This window comes from Stenotrophomonas sp. 63632_Sma, assembly GCF_056482875.1.
This window is the reverse complement of the sequence record NZ_CM151220.1, coordinates 3487033-3506126: the sequence shown is the minus strand read 5'-3', so window position 1 is coordinate 3506126 and position 19094 is coordinate 3487033. Positions and strand designations below refer to the sequence as shown.

The 19094-nt window shown below is 65.2% G+C and carries 14 protein-coding genes and 1 riboswitch; of the genes, 4 read left to right on the top strand and 10 right to left on the bottom strand.

Annotation, left to right across the window (positions count from 1 at the left end; genetic code table 11):
• Nucleotides 1–11: 11 nt before the first annotated feature.
• Together ACZK45_RS16280 and ACZK45_RS16275 are read right to left on the bottom strand one after the other, a co-directional pair.
• A complete protein-coding gene (locus ACZK45_RS16280) occupies nt 12–2489 on the bottom strand; it encodes an acyl-CoA dehydrogenase (protein ID WP_032130064.1) in 2478 nt (825 codons plus the stop codon).
• Nucleotides 2486–3403, bottom strand: coding sequence for an alpha/beta fold hydrolase (locus tag ACZK45_RS16275; protein WP_032130065.1), 918 nt, complete (start codon nt 3401–3403; stop codon nt 2486–2488). The genes ACZK45_RS16280 and ACZK45_RS16275 overlap by 4 nt, the downstream gene beginning before the upstream one ends.
• Before the next feature lie 141 nt (nt 3404–3544).
• Between ACZK45_RS16275 and ACZK45_RS16270 the strand changes: the two genes are divergently transcribed.
• The gene (locus tag ACZK45_RS16270) at nt 3545–4147 is read left to right on the top strand and encodes a TetR/AcrR family transcriptional regulator (protein WP_006464233.1); all 603 of its coding nucleotides are present in this window, start codon (nt 3545–3547) and stop codon (nt 4145–4147) included.
• 150 nt (nt 4148–4297) lie between these two features.
• Here the strand turns inward: ACZK45_RS16270 and ACZK45_RS16265 are convergent, their stop codons facing one another.
• The 3 genes from ACZK45_RS16265 to hslO form a co-directional block, all read right to left on the bottom strand.
• The gene (locus ACZK45_RS16265; protein ID WP_478444921.1) at nt 4298–7060 is read right to left on the bottom strand and encodes a TonB-dependent receptor plug domain-containing protein; all 2763 of its coding nucleotides are present in this window, start codon (nt 7058–7060) and stop codon (nt 4298–4300) included.
• A 382-nt stretch (nt 7061–7442) separates the two neighbouring features.
• Entirely contained in the window at nt 7443–8291 is an 849-nt protein-coding gene (locus tag ACZK45_RS16260) for an XOO1806 family protein (RefSeq protein ID WP_049420960.1), read from the bottom strand.
• Between the two features lie 116 nt (nt 8292–8407).
• Nucleotides 8408–9301 carry an Hsp33 family molecular chaperone HslO gene (hslO, locus tag ACZK45_RS16255; protein ID WP_032130068.1) on the bottom strand — a complete coding sequence of 298 codons (894 nt, stop codon included), beginning with the start codon at nt 9299–9301 and terminating at the stop codon, nt 8408–8410.
• A gap of 77 nt (nt 9302–9378) precedes the next feature.
• Between hslO and mtgA the strand changes: the two genes are divergently transcribed.
• From mtgA to ACZK45_RS16240, 3 genes are read left to right on the top strand one after another with little or no spacing between them, the layout of a single operon-like run.
• Nucleotides 9379–10128, top strand: coding sequence for a monofunctional biosynthetic peptidoglycan transglycosylase (gene mtgA, locus ACZK45_RS16250; RefSeq protein ID WP_478444920.1), 750 nt, complete (start codon nt 9379–9381; stop codon nt 10126–10128).
• 57 nt (nt 10129–10185) lie between these two features.
• Nucleotides 10186–11205, top strand: a complete 1020-nt coding sequence (locus tag ACZK45_RS16245; protein ID WP_032130071.1) for a glycosyltransferase family 2 protein — start codon at nt 10186–10188, stop codon at nt 11203–11205.
• On the top strand, nt 11165–11596 hold the full coding sequence (locus tag ACZK45_RS16240) for a CBS domain-containing protein (protein WP_019336409.1): 432 nt from the start codon (nt 11165–11167) through the stop codon (nt 11594–11596). Before ACZK45_RS16245 ends, ACZK45_RS16240 begins: the two co-directional genes overlap by 41 nt.
• Before the next feature lie 233 nt (nt 11597–11829).
• Here ACZK45_RS16240 and ACZK45_RS16235 read toward each other — a convergent pair whose 3' ends face one another.
• The 5 genes from ACZK45_RS16235 to ACZK45_RS16215 form a co-directional block, all read right to left on the bottom strand.
• Nucleotides 11830–12744 carry an IS110 family RNA-guided transposase gene (locus ACZK45_RS16235; RefSeq protein WP_107314970.1) on the bottom strand — a complete coding sequence of 305 codons (915 nt, stop codon included), beginning with the start codon at nt 12742–12744 and terminating at the stop codon, nt 11830–11832.
• Nucleotides 12745–13324: 580 nt separating this feature from the next.
• Nucleotides 13325–15298 (bottom strand): AsmA family protein, encoded by a 1974-nt coding sequence (locus tag ACZK45_RS16230; protein ID WP_346487179.1) that lies wholly within the window; start codon nt 15296–15298, stop codon nt 13325–13327.
• An 83-nt stretch (nt 15299–15381) separates the two neighbouring features.
• On the bottom strand, nt 15382–16020 hold the full coding sequence (gene trhA / locus ACZK45_RS16225) for a PAQR family membrane homeostasis protein TrhA (RefSeq protein WP_005410682.1): 639 nt from the start codon (nt 16018–16020) through the stop codon (nt 15382–15384).
• A 214-nt stretch (nt 16021–16234) separates the two neighbouring features.
• A complete protein-coding gene (locus ACZK45_RS16220) occupies nt 16235–17839 on the bottom strand; it encodes a peptide chain release factor 3 (protein ID WP_014038155.1) in 1605 nt (534 codons plus the stop codon).
• A 66-nt stretch (nt 17840–17905) separates the two neighbouring features.
• A complete protein-coding gene (locus ACZK45_RS16215; RefSeq protein WP_121504649.1) occupies nt 17906–18790 on the bottom strand; it encodes a M23 family metallopeptidase in 885 nt (294 codons plus the stop codon).
• A gap of 149 nt (nt 18791–18939) precedes the next feature.
• Nucleotides 18940–19058: riboswitch (SAM riboswitch) on the top strand.
• Nucleotides 19059–19094: the final 36 nt, after the last annotated feature.

Genomic DNA, 19094 nt, shown 5'->3' with positions numbered 1-19094 from the left:
GTCGCGGGCGATCAGGCCGCCTGCGAATGCGGGTCCTTGTGCTGGCGGTCGTAGTAGCTGGCCGCGCGCAGTTCGTGGGTGTCGAAGTCGTCCACGGTGATGGTGTCCAGGGTCAGCGTACGCAGTTCTTCCAGCAGGCTGCGCTCGTCCTGGGTGATGACGCCTTCGGCCACGGCTTCGTCCAGCTGGCTCTTGAAGTCCAGCGCTTCGATGCCCTTGCTCTTCAGCGCCTTCAGGAACTTGCGCTCCACCGGCTCGGCCATGATCGCCTTGCTCAGGTAGCTGTTGATACGGCCGCCCGGGTTGTTCTCGCACGGGGTCAGGAACACGCCGCTGGCCAGGCGGTCGCGGGCTTCGTTCGGCGCCATCAGCAGAGCGGCAACACGGCGGCTCAGGCGGTCGCCGGGGGCCTCGGCACGACGGCCCAGCGGGAAGATCAACGCCCACATCAGCCAACCGATCGGACGGATCGGGAAGTTGCGCAGCGCGGCCGACAGCGATTCTTCGATCTTGTGCACGCTGTCATGGAAGGCCCAGGCCAGCAGCGGCTGGTCGGCCTGCGGTGCGCCTTCGTCGTGGTAGCGCTTGAGCATGGCGCTGGTCATGTAGACGTGGCTCAGCACATCGCCCAGGCGGCCGGACAGCGATTCCTTGAACTTCAGCTTGCCGCCGAGAGTCATCATCGAGATGTCGGCCATCAGCGCCAGGTTGGCCGAGTAACGGTCCAGCTTGCGGAAGTAGCGGCGGGTGTAGGCGTCACCCGGGGCAGCACCGAAGCGTGCACCGGTCAGGCCGAACCAGAACGAACGCACGGCATTGGAGAGGCCATAGCGGATGTGGCCGAACAGGCTGCGATCGAACTCCTGCAGACCGGCACGGGTATCCGGATCCTGCGCAGCCTTCATTTCCTTCAGCACCCACGGGTGGCAGAGGATCGCACCCTGGCCGAAGATCAGCAGGCTGCGGGTCATGATGTTGGCGCCTTCCACGGTGATCGCGATCGGCGCGGCCTGCCAGCTGCGGCCGGCGAAGTTGCGCGGCCCCAGGATGATGCCCTTGCCGCCGATCACGTCCATCATGTCCGAGATCACTTCGCGGCTCATGTTGGTGCAGTGGTACTTGGCGATCGCCGACGGCACCGACGGCACGTCACCACGGTCAACCGCCGCGGCGGTGGCCTGCGACAGCGCACTGATCTTGTAGGCCTTGCCGCCGATGCGGGCCAGCGCTTCTTCCACGCCTTCGAAGCGGCCGACCGACAGGCCGAACTGCTTGCGGATGCGCGCATAGGCGCCGGTCACCGCGGCACCGGCCTTGGCACCACCACTGGCGGTGGACGGCAGGGTGATCGAGCGGCCCACGGCCAGGCACTCGTTGAGCATGTTCCAGCCCTTGCCGGCCATGGCAGCGCCACCGATCAGCTGGGTCAGCGGGATGAACACGTCCTTGCCGCGGATCGGACCGTTCTGGAACGTCGAGTTCAGCGGGAAGTGGCGGCGGCCGATTTCAACACCGGCGGTGTCGCGCGGCAGCAGGCCCAGGGTGATGCCGATGTCGCGGGTATCGCCGATCAGGCCATCCGGGTCGTACATGCGGAAGGCCAGGCCGATCAGCGAGGCAACCGGGGCCAGGGTGATGTAGCGCTTGTCGAAGGTCAGCTTGACGCCGAGCACCTGCTCGCCGTTCCACTCGCCCTTGCAGACGATGCCGTAGTCCGGAATCGAGGTGGCGTCGGAGCCGGCGAACGGACCGGTCAGGCCGAAGCACGGCACTTCGCGGCCATCGGCCAGGCGCGGCAGGTACTGGTCCTTCTGTTCCTGGGTGCCGTAATGCACCAGCAGTTCACCCGGGCCCAGCGAGTTGGGCACGCCGACGGTGGAGCTGACCACCGAAGACACCGACGCCAGCTTCTGGATCACCTTGTGGTGGGCCAGCGCAGAGAAGCCCAGGCCGCCGTATTCCTTCGGGATGATCATGCCGAAGAACTTGTTCTTCTTGATGAAGGCCCACAGTTCCGGCGGCAGGTCGGCATGGACGTGGGTGATTTCCCAGTCGTTGACCATGGTGCACAGCTCTTCCACCGGGCCATCGAGGAAGGCCTGTTCTTCGGCGGTCAGCTGCGGCTTGGGATAGTTGAGCAGGATGTTCCAGTCCGGGTCACCAGTGAACAGTTCACCCTCGAAACCGACCGAGCCGGTTTCCAGCGCGATGCGCTCGGTCTGCGACAGTGGCGGCAGCACCTTGCGGAACACCTTCATCATCGGGCCGGTCAGCAGCGGCTTGCGGATGAACGGCAGCAGCAGCGGCACGGCGATGACGGCCAATACAGCGGCTGCGACGATCGTGGCGGTCTGGTTGACGTAGGGAATGAACCAGCAGGCGGCCAGCAGGGCCACGCTGATCAGCGTCCAGGTAACCAGCCGCATGCGGTGGTAGGCGACGAACGCGCCTGCCAGCAGCAGGGCGAGGAAGGGAAGAACGATGCTCATGAGCGTGCTCCGGTGACGTGCTCGTTTGTGGCGGACGAAGCCGCAGCGTCTGCTGCGGGCAACACGTCCAGATAGTCCAACACAGTAGCGGTAAAGGCGTCGTTGTCATCGCCGGCGACCATGTGCGTGGCCTGCGGCAGCTGTACATGGCGCGCGTGCGGCGCCAACGCCAGGAATTCGGCCACGGTCTGCGGCGTGACCAGGTCGCTGCGACCGCCGCTGACCAGCAGCAGCGGGCACTTTACCTGGCGCGCGGCTTCGGCCAGTGCGTCCTGGTGCTGTTCGCTGTCGCGGGCCAGTTCGGCCACCAGGCGCGGATCCCAGTGCCAGCGCCAGCGGCCGTGACCGTCTTCGCGCAGCAGCGCGCGCAGCGACTGCTCGGATTTGCGCGGACGGTGCGGCATGTAGGCCGAGATCACGTCGGCGGCCTGGCTCAGCGAGGCGAATCCGTCGGGATGGGCGGTCATGAAGGCGAGGATGCGCTCGACACCGGCGGTATCCCAGCGCGGGGTGATGTCGACCAGCACCATCGCCGAGAACAGGCCCGGCCAGCGCGACTCGGCCAGCAGACCGAACAGGCCCCCCATCGAGGCTGCAACCAGCACCGGCGGGCGTGGCTGTTCGCCAGCCAGCACGATCAGGTCATCGGCGAACTGTTCGCCGTGATAGGGCAGGTCGGCGGCATTCCAGTCCGAATCGCCGTGACCACGTGCGTCATAAGCCAGCGTCTGCAGGCCGGCTGCAGATAGGGCACGCGCGGTGGCATTCCAGGCGTGACGGGTCTGGCCGAAACCGTGCGCGAACAGCACCCGGCCACGACGACCGTGGTCGCTGGCAGTGGCGGCGAGGCGGGCACCATGGGCCGCCTCCAGGTGCAGGTCATGGAACGCAGCGGGAGTAGGGGACGTAACCATACTTGCTAGTATGGATCGCTTGTGAGGGAAGTCAATACTGCATCGTATGGTGCGGTGCGGCAGCCCTGCAGGAGAGCCCTTTGACGGTTTCGCCCGCAACGGCGTACTGCAACGAACCCCGGCGTATGGTTAAATCAGCCCATGAATCAACCTGACGCTTCCGCCGGCGAACCGCGCGCCGGCCGCAACAGCCGCCTGAGTGCCGAAGACTGGGCCCAGGCGGCCCTCGACCTGATTGCTGAACAAGGCGTAGGCGCCGTTGCGGTGGAACCGCTGGCGCGGCGCCTCGGCGTGACCAAGGGCAGTTTCTATTGGCATTTCCCCTCGCGTGACGCCTTGCTGCAGGCTGCGCTGGAACGCTGGGAACTGTTCGAACAGGAACAGGTGTTCGGCAGCCTGGAAGACGTGCCGGACCCGCGCGTGCGCCTGCGCCAGCTGTTCCAGATGGTGGCGCATGAAGTGCAGCCGCACATCATCTACAGCGAGCTGCTGAAGGCATTGGACCATCCGATGGTGCGTCCGGTGATCGACCGCGTGTCGCAGCGCCGCCTCGACTATCTGATCGCCTCGTTCCGCCAGGCAGGGCTCAGCTCGACCGATGCGCGCCACCGCGCACGCCTGGCCTACGCCGCCTATGTCGGCTTCCTGCAGCTGTCGCTGCAGCTGCAGCAGCCCAAGCAGGCGCGCGAGGATTTCGAGGCCTATGTCGAGCATCTCATCGAGACGCTGATTCCGAACGGTTGAAGATTGCCGTACTGGTCACGAGAAAGCCGCGGCACTGCCGCGGCTTTTTTCTTGCGTGCCATCCTTGCGTGCCATCCACGTATTGCCGGAGGCACAAAGAACAACGGCCCCTTGCGGGGCCGTTGCTGCATCAGCTGATCAGTGGATCGATCAGAACTTCTGCTTGTACTGCATGTACATGTAGCGGCCCGGCAGGTCGTACTGCGGGTCGAACATGTTGTACGAGGTCGAGTACGAGACCGGCGGGTTCTTGTCCCACACGTTGTTCAGGCCGACCATGATGGTGCCCTTCCACGGCGTGTTGTAGCGGAACTGGACGTCGTGGTAGGTCGTGGCGCCCATGTGGTTTTCGCGGTTCTCGGGATCCGAGCAGTAGTTGCGCAGCGAACCACCCAGCAGGCAGGACTCGGTCATCCCCGACTTGTAACGCAGGCCGTAGTTGACGCCGAAATCACCATAGGACCAGTCGACGTACAGGTTGGAACGGATGCGCCAGTACGGATCCTGATCGAGGTAACGTCCCTGGCGACCGTCAACCTGCGAATCTTCCGTGGCCTTCGTTTCCCACTTGCTCAGGTAGGTGCTGTCGAGGGTGACGGTGAACTGGCCGATCGAGGTCTCCGGGAGGCGGTACAGGATGCCCAGATCCCAACCTTCCACCTTGTACGATGCCAGGTTCTGCAGCGGCATGTTGACGTTGGTGATGGTGTAGTGCTCTTCCGTAGTGCCATAGTTCGGGTCACGGGTGATCAGGCCGCAGGCGGCTGCCTGCTCTGCCGGCGAGCCGCCGTAGCAGTAGTTCATGATGTCCTGGATCGCCGGGCGGGTGATGGCGTCCTCGATCTTGATCTGCCACCAGTCCAGCGTGACGTTCAGGCCGGTCACGAAGCTCGGGCTCCACACCAGGCCCAGCGTCTTGCTGGTTGAGGTCTCCGGCTTCAGGTTCGGGTTGGACTTCCAGGTGAACGGCTCGGCGGTCTGGGCGGCACCCGATTGCGGAACGTCCTTGCTGTCCTTGGTGTTGGGCTGGACGAAACCGCTCGGCACACCCTCGGCAATACACTGCGCCAGCACTGCACCGGTCGGGCCGTTGGCGGCCGCGCACGGATCGGCATAGGTTTCGAACGAGTCACCGTCGCCCGCATACAGGTTGCTGATACTCGGCGCGCGGAAGCCTTCCGAGTAGTTACCACGGATCATCAGGTCATCGATCGGCTTCCAGCGGAAGCCGAACTTGTTGTTGGTGGTGTTGCCGAAGTTGCTGTACTTCGAGTAGCGGGTTGCCGCGCTGAAGTCGAGCAGCTTGGCGCCCGGCAGATCGGCCAGCACCGGGATCGACAGTTCCAGGAAGAACTCGTCCAGGTCATAGCTGCCCTTGGTCGGCTTGGCACCGTTGCCGGTGCTCAGGCCCGCAGCAATGAAGGCGTCCGGATCGAACTGGCCGGATTCCTTGCGGTACTCATAGCCCGCAGCGAAGGCCAGGGCACCTGCCGGCAGCTGGGCGATTTCACCGGAGATGTTGGCGTAGTAGCCCTTGGACACCAGGCTGGAGGAATCGTGGGCGGTGAACGAGGTGTAGTCGATGGCGCCCTGGCTGATCGAGCCTTCCGGACCCAGCGCATTGACCGGAACGCAGCCCGGTTTGATGTCGCCACCCGGAGCGGTAACGCACACCGGCACGCCGTCACGAAGTTCGGAAGGACCGTATGCGTTTTCCAGGTTGGACAGATTGAACAGGCCGTAGGTCAGGTCGTTCTGGTCGGTTTTGTCGTAGCGGTAGCCGACATCCCAGTCGAAGTTGCGGTCGGCGAATTCGAAGAAGCCCTCGAAGCCACCGTAGAAGTGCCAGTTCTTCACGTTCTGATTGAACGAACGGCCGCCGCTCTCGTTGAAGCGACGGTTGACGCCGGTCAGGTCCTCACCGGTCGGGTTGTACATGCTGTCCTTGCTCAGGTCCATGCCGGTCACCGGCATGGCGGCCAGCAGCTGCTCGGACTTGCGCTCGTTGTACATCGCCTCGGTGCGGAAGGTGACGTTGTCGGTGATGTTGTACGAGCCCGATGCGAACAGCGAGGTACGCTCCTGCGGCGTCAGCAGGTAGTTGTCCGGCGCGGTGTTGTAACCGTGGACGTTGGCGTTGAACGGCGTTTCCACACCGTTGATCTGGACATAGCGCTTGTCGTTGCGCAGGTAGGAACCCGGCATGCCGGTGCTGCTCTGGCCGTCGAAGAACGGCGGGCCACCGGCGGAGATCTTGCGATCGCCAGCCATGACCTTGTCTTCCTTCACGTAGGAGACACCCAGCATCAGCGACGCACGGTCGGTGGTGGTGCCGATGGTGAAGTCGGCCGCTTCGCGTTCGCCGTCACCAGCGCTGTACTGGCCCTTGTAGAAGTTGGCTTCCGCGCCATCGAAGTTCTGCTTGGTGATGATGTTCACCACGCCGGCGATGGCGTCCGAACCGTAGATGGTCGATGCACCGTCCTTCAGGATGTCGATGCGCTCGATCATCGCGGTCGGGATGGTGTTCAGATCGACGCTGCCATCCAGGCCGGTGGTCCAGCGGCGGCCGTTGACCAGCACCAGGGTGCGTGCAGAACCGAGGTTGCGCAGGCTGATGCCGGACGAACCATCACCGCCGTTGTTGAACGTACGGTTCAGGGCGGCACCGTTGGCGGCAACGCGCTGCAGGATGTCGGCGACCGAGGTCACGCCCTGCTTTTCGATGTCGGCGCGGGTCAGGCTCAGGACCGGCTGCGAGGTTTCGATGTCGGTGCTCTTGATGCGCGAACCGGTGACCGAGATGCGGTCAAGGTTGGTCGCTTCCTGGGCCTGGGCGGTGGCAGTGGACGCCACACCGGCAACGAGCGCGACCAGAACGGCATCGCGCAGCTTGTTGGACTGGAAATTCATTGGCTCTCTCTCTCCAAGAAATCTTGGCTGGGTTAATGCCCGGCGGGGGAGCGAAAAGCGCTCCCAAATCGCGAGGCTGAGCCGATAGTAGCGGGCGTTCGCCAAGAATTAAAGCTGCGTTAATCAAGTCTATGATTTTGGTAAAAATGAAAATTGATGCACGAAATCAAGGGGTTGAATCGCAGGCGACATCACTCTGTCTCGTTTGTTAGCGCAAAGTGACGAAAAAAGTTTCCGTTGATGTGTATCGCAGTGTGTCGATGTGAATTGCGCGGTATCCAATTCGTCGAAAAGCGCTCTGCGTGTATCACGAACGCGCATACGCAACGGGCGCCTTTCGGCGCCCGGGAGAAGTCACTTCAAGAAGACCCAGGAGGTGGGGTCAGAGATCCTGTTCGTAACGCACATACGGCACGGTGCCGTCGTCATTGCTTTCATTGCGCGGGGAGAACGGATTCTTGCCGCGGCTGATCACGTTCTCGGCGCCAACGGTAAGTTGGCCAGACCACGGGGTACGCCAGGTCAGGCCGATGCCCAGGCCCTCCCACTTGCCGGGCTTGCCCGGCACGTCGATCACGCGGCCGATGATGCTGCCGGTGAAGTTGCCGTAGCCGGCGCCGATGCTCAGGCTCTTGCTGTCCCAGCGGTCGACGATGGACGGTGCGGCATCGGCCAGCGGTACCAGGCGGGCCTTGGCGTAGGTACCGGCGATCGAGACAAAACCCTCGCGGCCGATGTTCTTCTGCGCGAATACGGTCAGATCGTTCTGCTCGGCACGCAGCGAGGGTGTCTTGTTCGGGCCGGACAGCCACGCCGGAAGTGTTTCACGACCGGTGCCGGCGGTGATGCCGAGACGGCTGCTGCCGCGGTTCAGCGCAGCGGTACCGGTGAAGCGGCGGCTGTTGAGGTCGTCGTCGTCACCCAGGCTGGCCAGCATGCAGTGACTGGCCAGGCCGCTCATGCTGGTCCCGCTGCTGCTGTTGCAGAGCAGGCCCAGCGAATCGCCGGAGGACAGGCCGAAGGCCGCATCCAGTGAGTTGCGGCCGAAGTGCCAGCGGGCGCCGGCGGCCTGTTCACCGGTGGGCTCCAGGTACAGCAGGGCCTCGACCTTGCCGCTGCCCTTGTTCCATACCGGCAGCACGGTCCGGGTGTCCTTGCTCTGCGCGTGCACGCCCGTGATCGCGCCAAGGGCGATCAGCAGGGCCAGCGGTAGACGCAGGAAGGTACGCATCGGACCAGTTCAGACAGGGACGGACAACGGAAGTTCCCGCGGAGACGGGAACTTGATCCTAGGGTGTTTATGAATTCTTAACAAGCCTTGATCCCCCCAGATGCAAGACAAGCCGTTTACTGAAGCCGTTCAGGCGCCGGTACAGTCCCCTCGGCACCGTGGAACAGTATGCCGAACTCCGTCAAAGGAAAGTGATACTCCCGCCCGCAGAATTCGCAACGGACCTCGACGGCGCCGGTGTCCGCGGCTGCGGCACGGGCCTCGTCCTCGCCCAGCGACTGCAGCATCGACGCGACCCGCTCGCGGGAACAGGAGCAGGCGAAGGACAGCGGCTTGCCGCCCATCAGTTCCGGCTTCTCTTCGTGGAACAGGCGGTGCAGCAACTGCTCGGCCGGGGTGGCCAGCAGCTCGGCCTTGCCCAGGGTCTCGAACAGGGCGCTGGCACGCGCCCAGCCGTCCTCGTCACCCTCGTCACCCGGCAGCTTCTGCAGCAGCAGGCCGGCGGCGCCGTTGCGGTCGGCGGCCAGCAGCAGGCGGGTCGGCAGCTGTTCGGACTGGCGGAAGTAGTCCTCGAAGGCCTCGTCCAGCTCCGGTGCGGTCAGCGCGACCAGGCTCTGGTAGCGCTGCGGCTCGCGCGGGTCCAGGCCCGGGTTCTCGATGGTGATCGCGAGCAGGGCGTCATCACCCAGGCTGGACAGGTCGCGCGGCGCATCGGCGCCGTCGCTGAGCTGGGCGATGCCGCGCAGGGTACCGGCGGCGGTGCACTCGGCAAACAGGGTGCGCAGCGCGGTGCTGCTGCGCAGCTGGATCGAGAGGCGGCCATCGATCTTGGTGTGGCCGGTGAACAGCGCCGAGGCCACGCAGGCCTCGCCGAGCAGTTCGGCGGCGGTATCCGGGTACTCGGCGTGGGACAGGATCTCCTGCCAGGTCGCCTGCAGGCGCACGTGGACGCCACGGACGCCAGCGTCGGGAAGCAGGAAGCGGATCAGGGAATCGGGGTTGGCGGTCATCGGCTCACATCGCGCGTAAACGAGGGCGGTTGCCGGATAATGCGCCGACAACCGGATAGAAGAAGGATGCACCAGTAATGGGGGCAGGGGGAGAGCAGCACAAGGTGGAGGCCATCGCGGAAGTCCCGCGCCGCAGGCGCTGGCGCTGGAAACGGCTGCTCTGGCTGCCGCTGCTGCTGGCCGCTTTCAGCTGCCTGCAGGTACTGGTGCTGCGGTTCATCGACCCGCCGGTATCCACGGTCATGCTGTGGCGCTATGGCGAGGCATTGGGGGAGGCCGACTGGTCCTATCGCCTGCATTACCAGTGGCGCGACCTGGACCAGATGGCAGCGAGCCTGCCGATCTCGCTGGTGGCCGCGGAGGACCAGCGCTTCCCCGACCACAATGGCTTCGACCTGCAGGCCATCGAGAAGGCCCGCGACCACAACGCCAAGGGCGGACGCCTGCGGGGGGCCAGCACGATCAGCCAGCAGGTCGCCAAGAACCTGTTCCTCTGGCAGGGCCGCAGCTGGATCCGCAAAGGCCTGGAAGTCTGGTACACGGTGGCGATCGAAGCACTGTGGCCGAAGGAACGGATCCTGGAGATGTACGCCAACATCGCCGAGTTCGGCGATGGCGTCTATGGCGCGCAGGCGGCGGCGCAGACGTTCTGGGGCAAGGATGCGTCCCGGTTGAGTCCGGCCGAGAGTGCACGGCTGGCGGCGGTGTTGCCGGCACCGCGGCGCTACAACGCGGCAAAGCCAGGGCCGTACGTGCAGCGGCGCGCGGCATGGATCCAGCGCCAGGCACGGCAGCTGGGCGGCGCGGCTTACCTGTCGGAAGACTGAGGACACCTGCCCTCGGGGCGGCAGGCCATGCACCTGCAGGCAACGTACAATCCGGGCATGAACCGCGAACGCCTTACTGTCGTCATCGCCGCCTACAACGAGGAGCAGGCGCTGCCGTGCCTGCATCCCCGCCTGTGTGCGGTGCTGGACGGAATGCCCGACATCGATGGCCACATCCTGTATGTGGACGATGGCAGCCACGACGGTACCTGGCAGGTGATCGCAGGATTGGCGCAGGACGACGCGCGCGTATCGGCGTTGAAGCTGTCGCGCAATTTCGGCAAGGAGGCCGCGCTGACTGCCGGCCTGGATCTGGTGCGCGACGGCGCGGCGATGATCCTGGATGCCGATGGCCAGGACCCGCCGGAACTGGTGCCGCAGTTCGTTGCGCGCTGGCGCGAGGGCCATGACAACGTCTATGGCACGCGCATGGCCCGCGATGGCGAAGCCTGGATCAAGCGCGCCACGGCGGCGGCGTTCTATCGGGTGATCGGCCGCCTGTCACGCACGCCGATCCCTGCCGACACCGGTGATTTCCGCCTGTTGTCGCCACGCGCGCTGAGTGCGCTGCGCGAGATGCGTGAACGCCACCGCTTCATGAAGGGCCTTTTCAGCTGGGTCGGATTCAAGCGTATTGCTGTGCCCTACCACCGTCACGCGCGGGTGGCCGGCTCCAGCAAGTTCAGCCTGTGGCGGCTGTGGAACTTCGCGCTGGAGGGCATCACCGGGTTCTCGACCGTTCCCCTGCGGGCGGCGACCTACATGGGCCTGGCAACGGCGGCGGTGGCCTTCGTATTCGGCGTTTGGGTGATTGCCAAGGCGGCCCTGTACGGTGACCGGGTGGCGGGTTGGCCGACGATGATGGCGGTGATCCTGTTCCTGGGCGGGGTGCAGTTGATCGCGCTGGGCCTGATCGGCGAGTACCTGGGACGGCTGTACGAGGAATCCAAGCAGCGCCCGTTGTACCTGGTTGACGCCTGGCTAGCATCCGCCGTGGCAGACTCGGCCCTGCAACCCACCCTCGGAGGGCAGGCAGATGACCACGGTACGGCAACTGTTGGACGGCAAGTCTCCTGAAGTACATGCGGTCGCGCCGGATGCGGCGGTGATCGATGCGATCCGGTTGATGGCGGAAAAGGGCATTGGCGCGGTGCTGGTGATGGACGGTCCGCGGCTGGTCGGGATCCTTTCGGAGCGCGATTACGCGCGCAAGATCGTGCTGCGTGATCGTTCGTCGCGGGATACGGCGGTGGCCGAGATCATGACGGCGAAGGTGGTGACGGTCTCGCCGGGCGAACAGGTAGAGCATTGCCTGCAGCTGGTGACCGACTACCGCATCCGCCACCTGCCGGTGGTGGAGGGCGCACAGGTGCTGGGGGTGATTTCCATCGGCGACCTGGTGAAGTCGGTGATCGATGCGCAGCGGCGCGAGCTGGATCAGCTGCAGCAGTACATCGTGGCAGGGTGAGTTGTTCGCTGGCGGGCCTGCGGCCCGCCGGCCCGCTTTTCGAAGCTCAAAGCCAAAGCCAAAGCAGCGCCATCCTGCTACGCCGGGAGGCTGAGGGCATGGGCGTGCAGGACACGCCGCAAGTACGTCCCTGTAGCAACTGTGTTGCTGGAGAGTCTCAGGCCCTCCAGGTAAACGGGCACGGTAGTGCCGGCCGCTGGCCGGCAGCCTTTGGTCTTTCGCCCTGGCTCGCCTCAGGCGGGGACTAGCCCGCTTTCAGCGTCGCGCACACGGGCGTTGAGGATGACCAGCATCTTCCGCATCACTGCCACGATGGCCACCTTGCCTTCCTTGCCGCGGGCTCGTAGCGACTGGTAAAAATCGCGCAGCCGAGGTTCATGCCGCATGGCCGACATTGCCGCCATGTAGAGCACTTGCCGGATTTCGGCTCTTCCACCGTGGATGCTTCGTTTTCCTCTCATCGTGCCGCTGTCGTGGGACATCGGGGCTACCCCGACCAGGCTGGCGATGCGCTTGCCAGTGATCCTGCCAAGCTCTGGCAGATAGCTGGCTAGAACTGCCTGCAGCACAGGCCCTACGCCCTTCATCGACTTCAGCATCTTCAGTTGAGGCTGCTGACCAACCTGCTCGACGATCTGCTTGCCCAGACGCTCAACCAACGTTTGTAGGCGGGTGATGTTGCCCTGCAGTAGTCGGCGCAGTTCACGATCAAGCACCATTTCCTGCTGCTGCCGCGCGATGGTCAGGGCGTCCATCGCCTGCCGACGTGCCCGAACGAACTCCCGCATCTTCTGCTGCCAAGACTGCAGCGGCTGATAGGGAGGCAGCTTCACCAGGGCGGCCATCTGCGCCAACGCGTAGGCATCCAAACGGTCGGTTTTGGCAATCTGACCCAACCCCTGAGCCAGTTTCCGGGCGCGCAAGGCATTGGCACGGGCCACCGGATGACCGGCCTTGTGCAGGAAATCCAGCACCGGCTGCTCATAGCCACCCGTGGCTTCAAGCACGATCTGGCGGGTCGGACGCTTCTTCAGCCAAACATCCAGCTCAGAAAACCCGGAGCGGTTGTTGCTGACCTGCAGGGTTTCTCCGTCCGTCGTACCGATATCCAGCTGACGCTTGCTGACATCAATCCCGATCCCGTTCATCACCTGACTCCGTATAGTCTGGAAGGGTCGAGAGCTCCCCCGCTTGCCCAGTCTTATCGCTTCGAGTGGTCGCTCCAGCAACTGTTCGGGCGGATCAAGGGAGATTCCGGCGTGGGCGCCAAGCTACATGGCGATCGTCGCGATCCTGGTTACGGATCGTCGAGATCTAGGCTCGCACGGCGGCCCACGCCGGCTCTCGACGCCTACGCTGCCAGATTCCGATCAGATAAGGCTCGATGGCGCCATCCATGGCGCCAACGGTCCTGCACGCCCATGCCCTCTGCCTCTGGATACATTGCCGCGAGCGCGGTGAGATTCGCCGCAGACGATCTGCTTTTGGTAGCTGCCAACCTTGGTTGGCAACAGCTTTTGAATTTGCTTTTTTCTTCTGACTTTGAATTTCCGCTCTCGTTCCGCGCGCAGGAACCTGTCCGGAGCCGAAGCAAGGCGGCAGGCAGGACCGTGAGGCGCATGGATGCGCCGACCGAGCCTACGGGGACGTATTTACGGCGTGTCCTGCCTGTCGCCTTGCTCCGGCTCTACGCGCGGGAAAAGAGGCGCCGCGAACAACGCTGTAAACCTACTTCGCATATTGCCCACCGCAGTCGGCATCCTTCCCCGGCCCCAGTTCGATGGTCGCCAGCAACGCCGCCGGTGGGGCGATGCTGCCCAGTGCCAGGGCCACGGCTCCCCGGATGCCCAACGCCTTGAAGTCCGGTCGGAATGACGGGTCCTTGAACGTGCCACTGATGTGCAGTGGAGAGCGCAGCACCAGAATGCTCTTGTCCTTCGGGCGCGGTTTCAGCAGCAGGTCCAGGGTCTCGTCGCGCAGGCTGACCGTGCCTTCGCCGATGAGGATCGTATCGGTGGTGTCCACCGCCAGCGCCTGGCTGGTCATCAGGCCGTCGCGCACGCCGAAGTCGGCGAAGGCGCAGCGCAGGGGAATCTGTTTGTCGCCGGTCACCAGGAATTTCAGCGATTCGGTGATGTCCAGCCCTGCCAGTTCCATCACCAGGTTGCCGACATGGCCGCGGCCCATCGCCAGGCCGACCTTGCCACTGCTGCTGCCGAGCATTGCGGCGATCGAGTTGCCGCGGCCGCTCAGGTCCACCTCGCCGCCGATGCCGCCCTTGGCCTGCTCGGCCAGTTTCGCGTCCGGAAACAGCTGGCTGAGCTGCACGCCGCGCACGCTGGCCTTCAGGGCGGTGCTGATCTGCGGACGGCGCGCGTCCATGCGGATCGTGCTGCGGATATCGCCTCCGGCCACGCCGAAGTTCAGCGGGTCCAGCCGCAGTACGCCGTCATCCAGCAACAGGTGTGCATCCATGTCATCCAACGGAAGCGATGGCGCGTTGATGCGGTGGGCCTTCCAGCGCACGTCGGCATCCATCGCGCGCAGCTTGCCGAGGTTGTAGGGCGTGTCGGGCAGCACGCGTGCGCGGGCGGCAACCCGTGCGGCCTCGGCCTTCTGTTCGGCGTTGGCGGTTTCGCCGCCGCCGGTTTTCGGTGGGGCACCGACGAAGCCGGCAAGGTCATCGAAGTCCAGGCGCTTGGATTCCAGCGTGGCGGTCAGCCGCGGCCGCGCACCGCCCACTTCGAACTGCAGATTGCCAACGAGGTCGCTGTCGCCGACCTTGCCGGTGAAGGCGTCGTAGTGCCAGACGTTGTGGTCGCGCTTGAGCCGGCCATTCAACGCATAGGGCGGCGACGGCGGAATGGCAATGCCGAGCAGCGGATAGAGGTCGGCGAGGTCCTGGCCACTGAGCGCAAACTGCAGATCGAACACGCGCAGCTGGAAGGGATTGGTCAGCGTGCCACTGGCTACCGCGTGGGTGGCGCCTGCTCGGCCATCGAGATGGATGCGGAACGGATGGTCGCTGTCGGTCAGCTCCAGCGGTGATTCCGTGCCGCCACGCAGGGTGAACGGATTGCCCTGCCAGTGTCCCTTGCCCTGTACCAGCAGCGGTGGCGCCGCATCGGCCTGTTTCGGCTGGCCGCTGCGCACGTCCACGCGGATATCGGTACGGCCGAGCGCGTCGAGGAACTGCAGGCGACCGTCATCGATGCGCAGCCGTTTGAGCTGCGGGCTGGTCCCACCGGCGCTGCCACCGAGGAAATCCCAATTGCCCGGGTCGCCCTTGCGCGGCGCTGTTTCCAGCAGCACGTCCGGCCGGGTCAGGCGTACTTCGGGCAGCTGCACGCTGCCGCGCAGCAGGGGCCACACCCGCACGTCGATCTCGACGCGGTCTGCGGTGGCCATATCGGGTTGTTTCGCCCAGCTGGCATTGGCGAAGGTGATCGCATCGGCGCGGATCGTACTGGTGCGGCCGAGGTCGACATCAAGGTTCCCGATGTGCAGCGCACGGCCGGTACGTGCCTGCACCGCACGCTCAACCGGCCCCTTGAACCAGTTCCAGTCCCATAACGCGATCAGCAGCAGGAGTGCCGCCAGCAGGAAGATCAGGATCGTGAGCCAGCGCCGGCCTCGTGGGCCGGGGCGGCGGAGGCGCCAGCGGGTCGTGCGCTTTGCGGCAGGGGAGGCGGCAGCATTCACGCCGCCATGGTTGCCCCCTCTTCGTGGACAGGGCGCGAAGCGTCCATGTGCGTGGTGTGCACACGCCGCGTTCGAACGCTGGTTTACAGCACCTGCATGGTGACTGCGACGAAGTGGCAGACGCTGCCACCGATCACGAACAGGTGCCAGATCGCATGCGAATACGGGATCGATTCACGGTGGTAGAAGTAGGTCCCCAGCGTGTACGACAGGCCGCCGGCGAACAGCCAGGTGAGGGTGCCGCCGTCGATCGAAGCCCACATCGGCTTGATCGCCACGACCACCAGCCAGCCCATGGCGATGTAGATCACTGTTGAGAGCACCTTGAAGCGGCCGGTGTAGAACAGCTTGAACACCACGCCGCCCAGCGCCAGCGCCCAGATCGCGGTGAACAGGCCCCAGCCCCACGGACCACGCAGGCCGATCAGGGTGAACGGGGTATAGGTGCCCGCGATCAGCACGTAGATCGCGCAGTGGTCGAACACCTTCAAGCGGCCCTTGGCGACCGGATGCTGGATGGCGTGATACAGGGTGGAGGCGGTGTACAGCAGCAACAGCGCGATACCGAATACGATCGCGCTGGCCAGCTGCCAGCCGTCGCCGTAGATCGCAGCCAGGGTGATCAGCACCGCGCTGGCTGCCAGGGCGAACACCGCGCCCAGGCCATGGGTCAGGGCGCTGGCGATTTCTTCACGGATCGAAGCAATGGACGTCGTGGACATGGGCATGGGCATCGTTCACGGGGAGGGGGACCCGCGTCCCCCTATCATCGCCGCGATGGCCGCCGTGTGCACGCCCGTCACCGTATGGTGGGTGAATCCCTGCGTTGCGCCGATGAATCCGTGAGCGGTAGATCCACGCCATGCGTGGATGAACCACCCGCGACGGCCGGGGGCAGAGCCCTTTCCTTGCGGAAAGGGATCCGGCCCGCTGGCATCAGCCCACCGAAACCGTATGCGCCGCTTCGCGGGTGGCCGAGAAGCGCACGTCCGGCGAGCGTTCCTGCGCCAGCTGCAGGTTGACCCGGGTCGGTGCCAGGTAGACCAGGTGGCCGGCTGCATCCAGCGCCAGGTTCAGCGCATTCTTCTCGCGGAACTCTTCCAGCTTCTTCTCGTTGCTGCAGTGGACCCAACGCGCAGTGGTCACGCTGACCGGCTCGAAGGTGGCTTCCACGCCGTACTCGTCCTTCAGGCGGTAGGCGGCCACGTCGAACTGCAGCACGCCGACCGCACCCAGGATCAGGTCGTTGCTGGTCAGCGGGCGGAAGAACTGGGTCGCACCTTCCTCGGACAGCTGGGCCAGGCCCTTCTGCAGCTGCTTGAGCTTGAGCGGATCGCGCAGGCGGGCGCGGCGGAACAGTTCCGGGGCGAAGTTGGGGATGCCGGTGAAGGTGACTGCTTCGCCTTCGGTGAAGGTATCGCCGATGGAAATGGTGCCGTGGTTGTGGATGCCGATCACATCGCCCGGCCACGCCTCGGCGGCGATCTCGCGGTCGCTGGCCATGAAGGTCAGCGCGTTGGCCAGCTTCATTTCCTTGCCGGTGCGCACGTGGAAGGTCTTCATGCCGGCGCTGAAGCGGCCCGAGCAGACCCGCATGAACGCCACGCGGTCACGGTGCTGCGGGTCCATGTTGGCCTGGATCTTGAACACGAAGCCGGTCAGCTTGTTCTCTTCCGGGGCGATCTCGCGGCCGGTGGTGGAACGCGCCTGCGGCGACGGGGCATGTTCGACGAAGAAGTCCAGCAGCGGCTGCACACCGAAGTTGTTCACGCCCGAGCCGAAGAACACCGGGGTCTGCTTGCCGGCGCGGTAGGCGTCCAGGTCGAACGGATGGCTGGCGCCCTGCACCAGTTCCAGTTCGTCGCGCAGGTCGGCCAGCATCTGTGCACCGATCTTCTCGGCCAGGCCGGGCGCATCGATGGACGGGAAGATGGTCGAGTCCTGGCGGGTGAAGTTGCGGCCCGGTTCGTACAGGTGCACTTCGCCGGTCAGCAGGTGGACCACGCCCTTCAGGCGCTGGCCCATGCCGATCGGCCAGGTCACCGGCGCGCACTGGATGCCCAGCACGGTTTCCACTTCATCCAGCAGCTCGATCGGGTCCTTGCCCTCGCGGTCGAGCTTGTTGATGAAGGTCATGATCGGGGTGTCGCGCAGGCGGCAGACTTCCATCAGCTTGATGGTGCGCTCTTCCACGCCCTTGGCCACGTCGATCACCATCAGCGCCGAGTCCACCGCGGTCAGCACGCGGTAGGTGTCCTCGCCGAAGTCGGCGTGGCCGGGGGTGTCGAGCAGGTTGACGATCTTGCCTTCGTACGGGAACTGCATCACCGAGGAGGTGACGGAGATGCCGCGCTCCTTTTCCAGCGCCATCCAGTCGGAGGTGGCGTGGCGGGCGGCCTTGCGGCCCTTGACCGAACCGGCCATCTGGATCGCGCCTCCGAACAGCAGCAGCTTTTCGGTCAGCGTGGTCTTGCCGGCGTCAGGGTGGGAGATGATGGCGAAGGTGCGGCGACGCGACGCTTCGTTGGCGACTTCGGACATGGCAGTGGCGCCCGCCCGGGGCGCTTTTCAAAGAGATAAGCGCCCGATTATACCGGCCGGGGCCGTTCAGCGCCCGATGCCGCCCTCGACCTCGTCCTGGCGGGCGAACTGCAGTTGGCCCTGTTCGGCGAAGATGCGTGCCGGCACCGAGCGCAGGCCCATGCCGCGGTTGACCTGCACCACGAAGTGCAGGTGCGGCGCGCTGCTGAAGCCGCTGTTGCCGGACAGGCCGAGCGGCTGCCCGGCCCCCACCGCCTGGCCGCGACGCACGCGCATGCCGCCGGCCTGCAGGTGGCCGTACAGCGCCATGCTGCCGTCGCTGTGCAGCACACGGATGAAGTTGGCGCGGGCACCATCACGTTCGCGGTCCTGGCCGTTGCCACGAAAACCATCCTGGATCTGCATCACCGTGCCCTCGCGCGCGGCCAGCACCAGCGTGCCCTCCGGCAGTGCGAAGTCCACCGCGTCGCGGTTCTCCTCGTCATCGTGGCTGAACCGGCCCTGCGGCGCCTGGTCCACGCGCGGACGGGCCGCATCGAAAGGCAGGCGATAGGCGACATCTTCGGCCTGTGCGGCCGGGTTGCCCGGCACCGACTGCAGGCGCAGATCCAGCGTGCGGCCATCGAGCGGGGCGGGCAGGTGGCCGACCACCAGGCTGCTGTCGCCCTGGATCAGCGATTGCAGCGGCAGCCCTTCGACCGGGCGTCCGGGTGCAGCGCGCAGTTCGATCTGCAGCGGTCCTGCCAGCCCATTGTCGATCCGGGCCTGCCATTGCGTGCCGACCGGCTGCAGGCGCAGCCGGGCCATGGGGGCGGCGCCCTCGGCACTGCCAGCGTGGGTGGTTGGGGTGGCGGGGGAAACCAGTCCCCAGCCCTGGCGCCAGTCACCGGCGCTGGCCGTCGTGCTCGCCAGCAGGGACATCAGCAGGCAGGTCAGGGGCAGGCGCAGCATCAGTGGTTCCAGAGGGTAGGGACCGCCGGGACTGTAGCCGATCCTGAACAGGACGACCGCGACCGCCTTCGCATAGTCGCGTTGAAAATATTCATCGCTTTATCCGCATGAAGGGATTGACAGTGCCGGAAAGGGCTGGCATCGTGGCTCCACCATCGAGACCGGCAGAGGGACAGGCCCTTTGAAGCCGGGGCAGCCCGCGGATGCGAAAGCGTCTGCGTAGGTGCCAAATCCTGCGGGGACCGTGGCGTCCACCGAAAGATGGTTCGAACCATGCACCCCACGTGCATCTCGAACGCGGGCC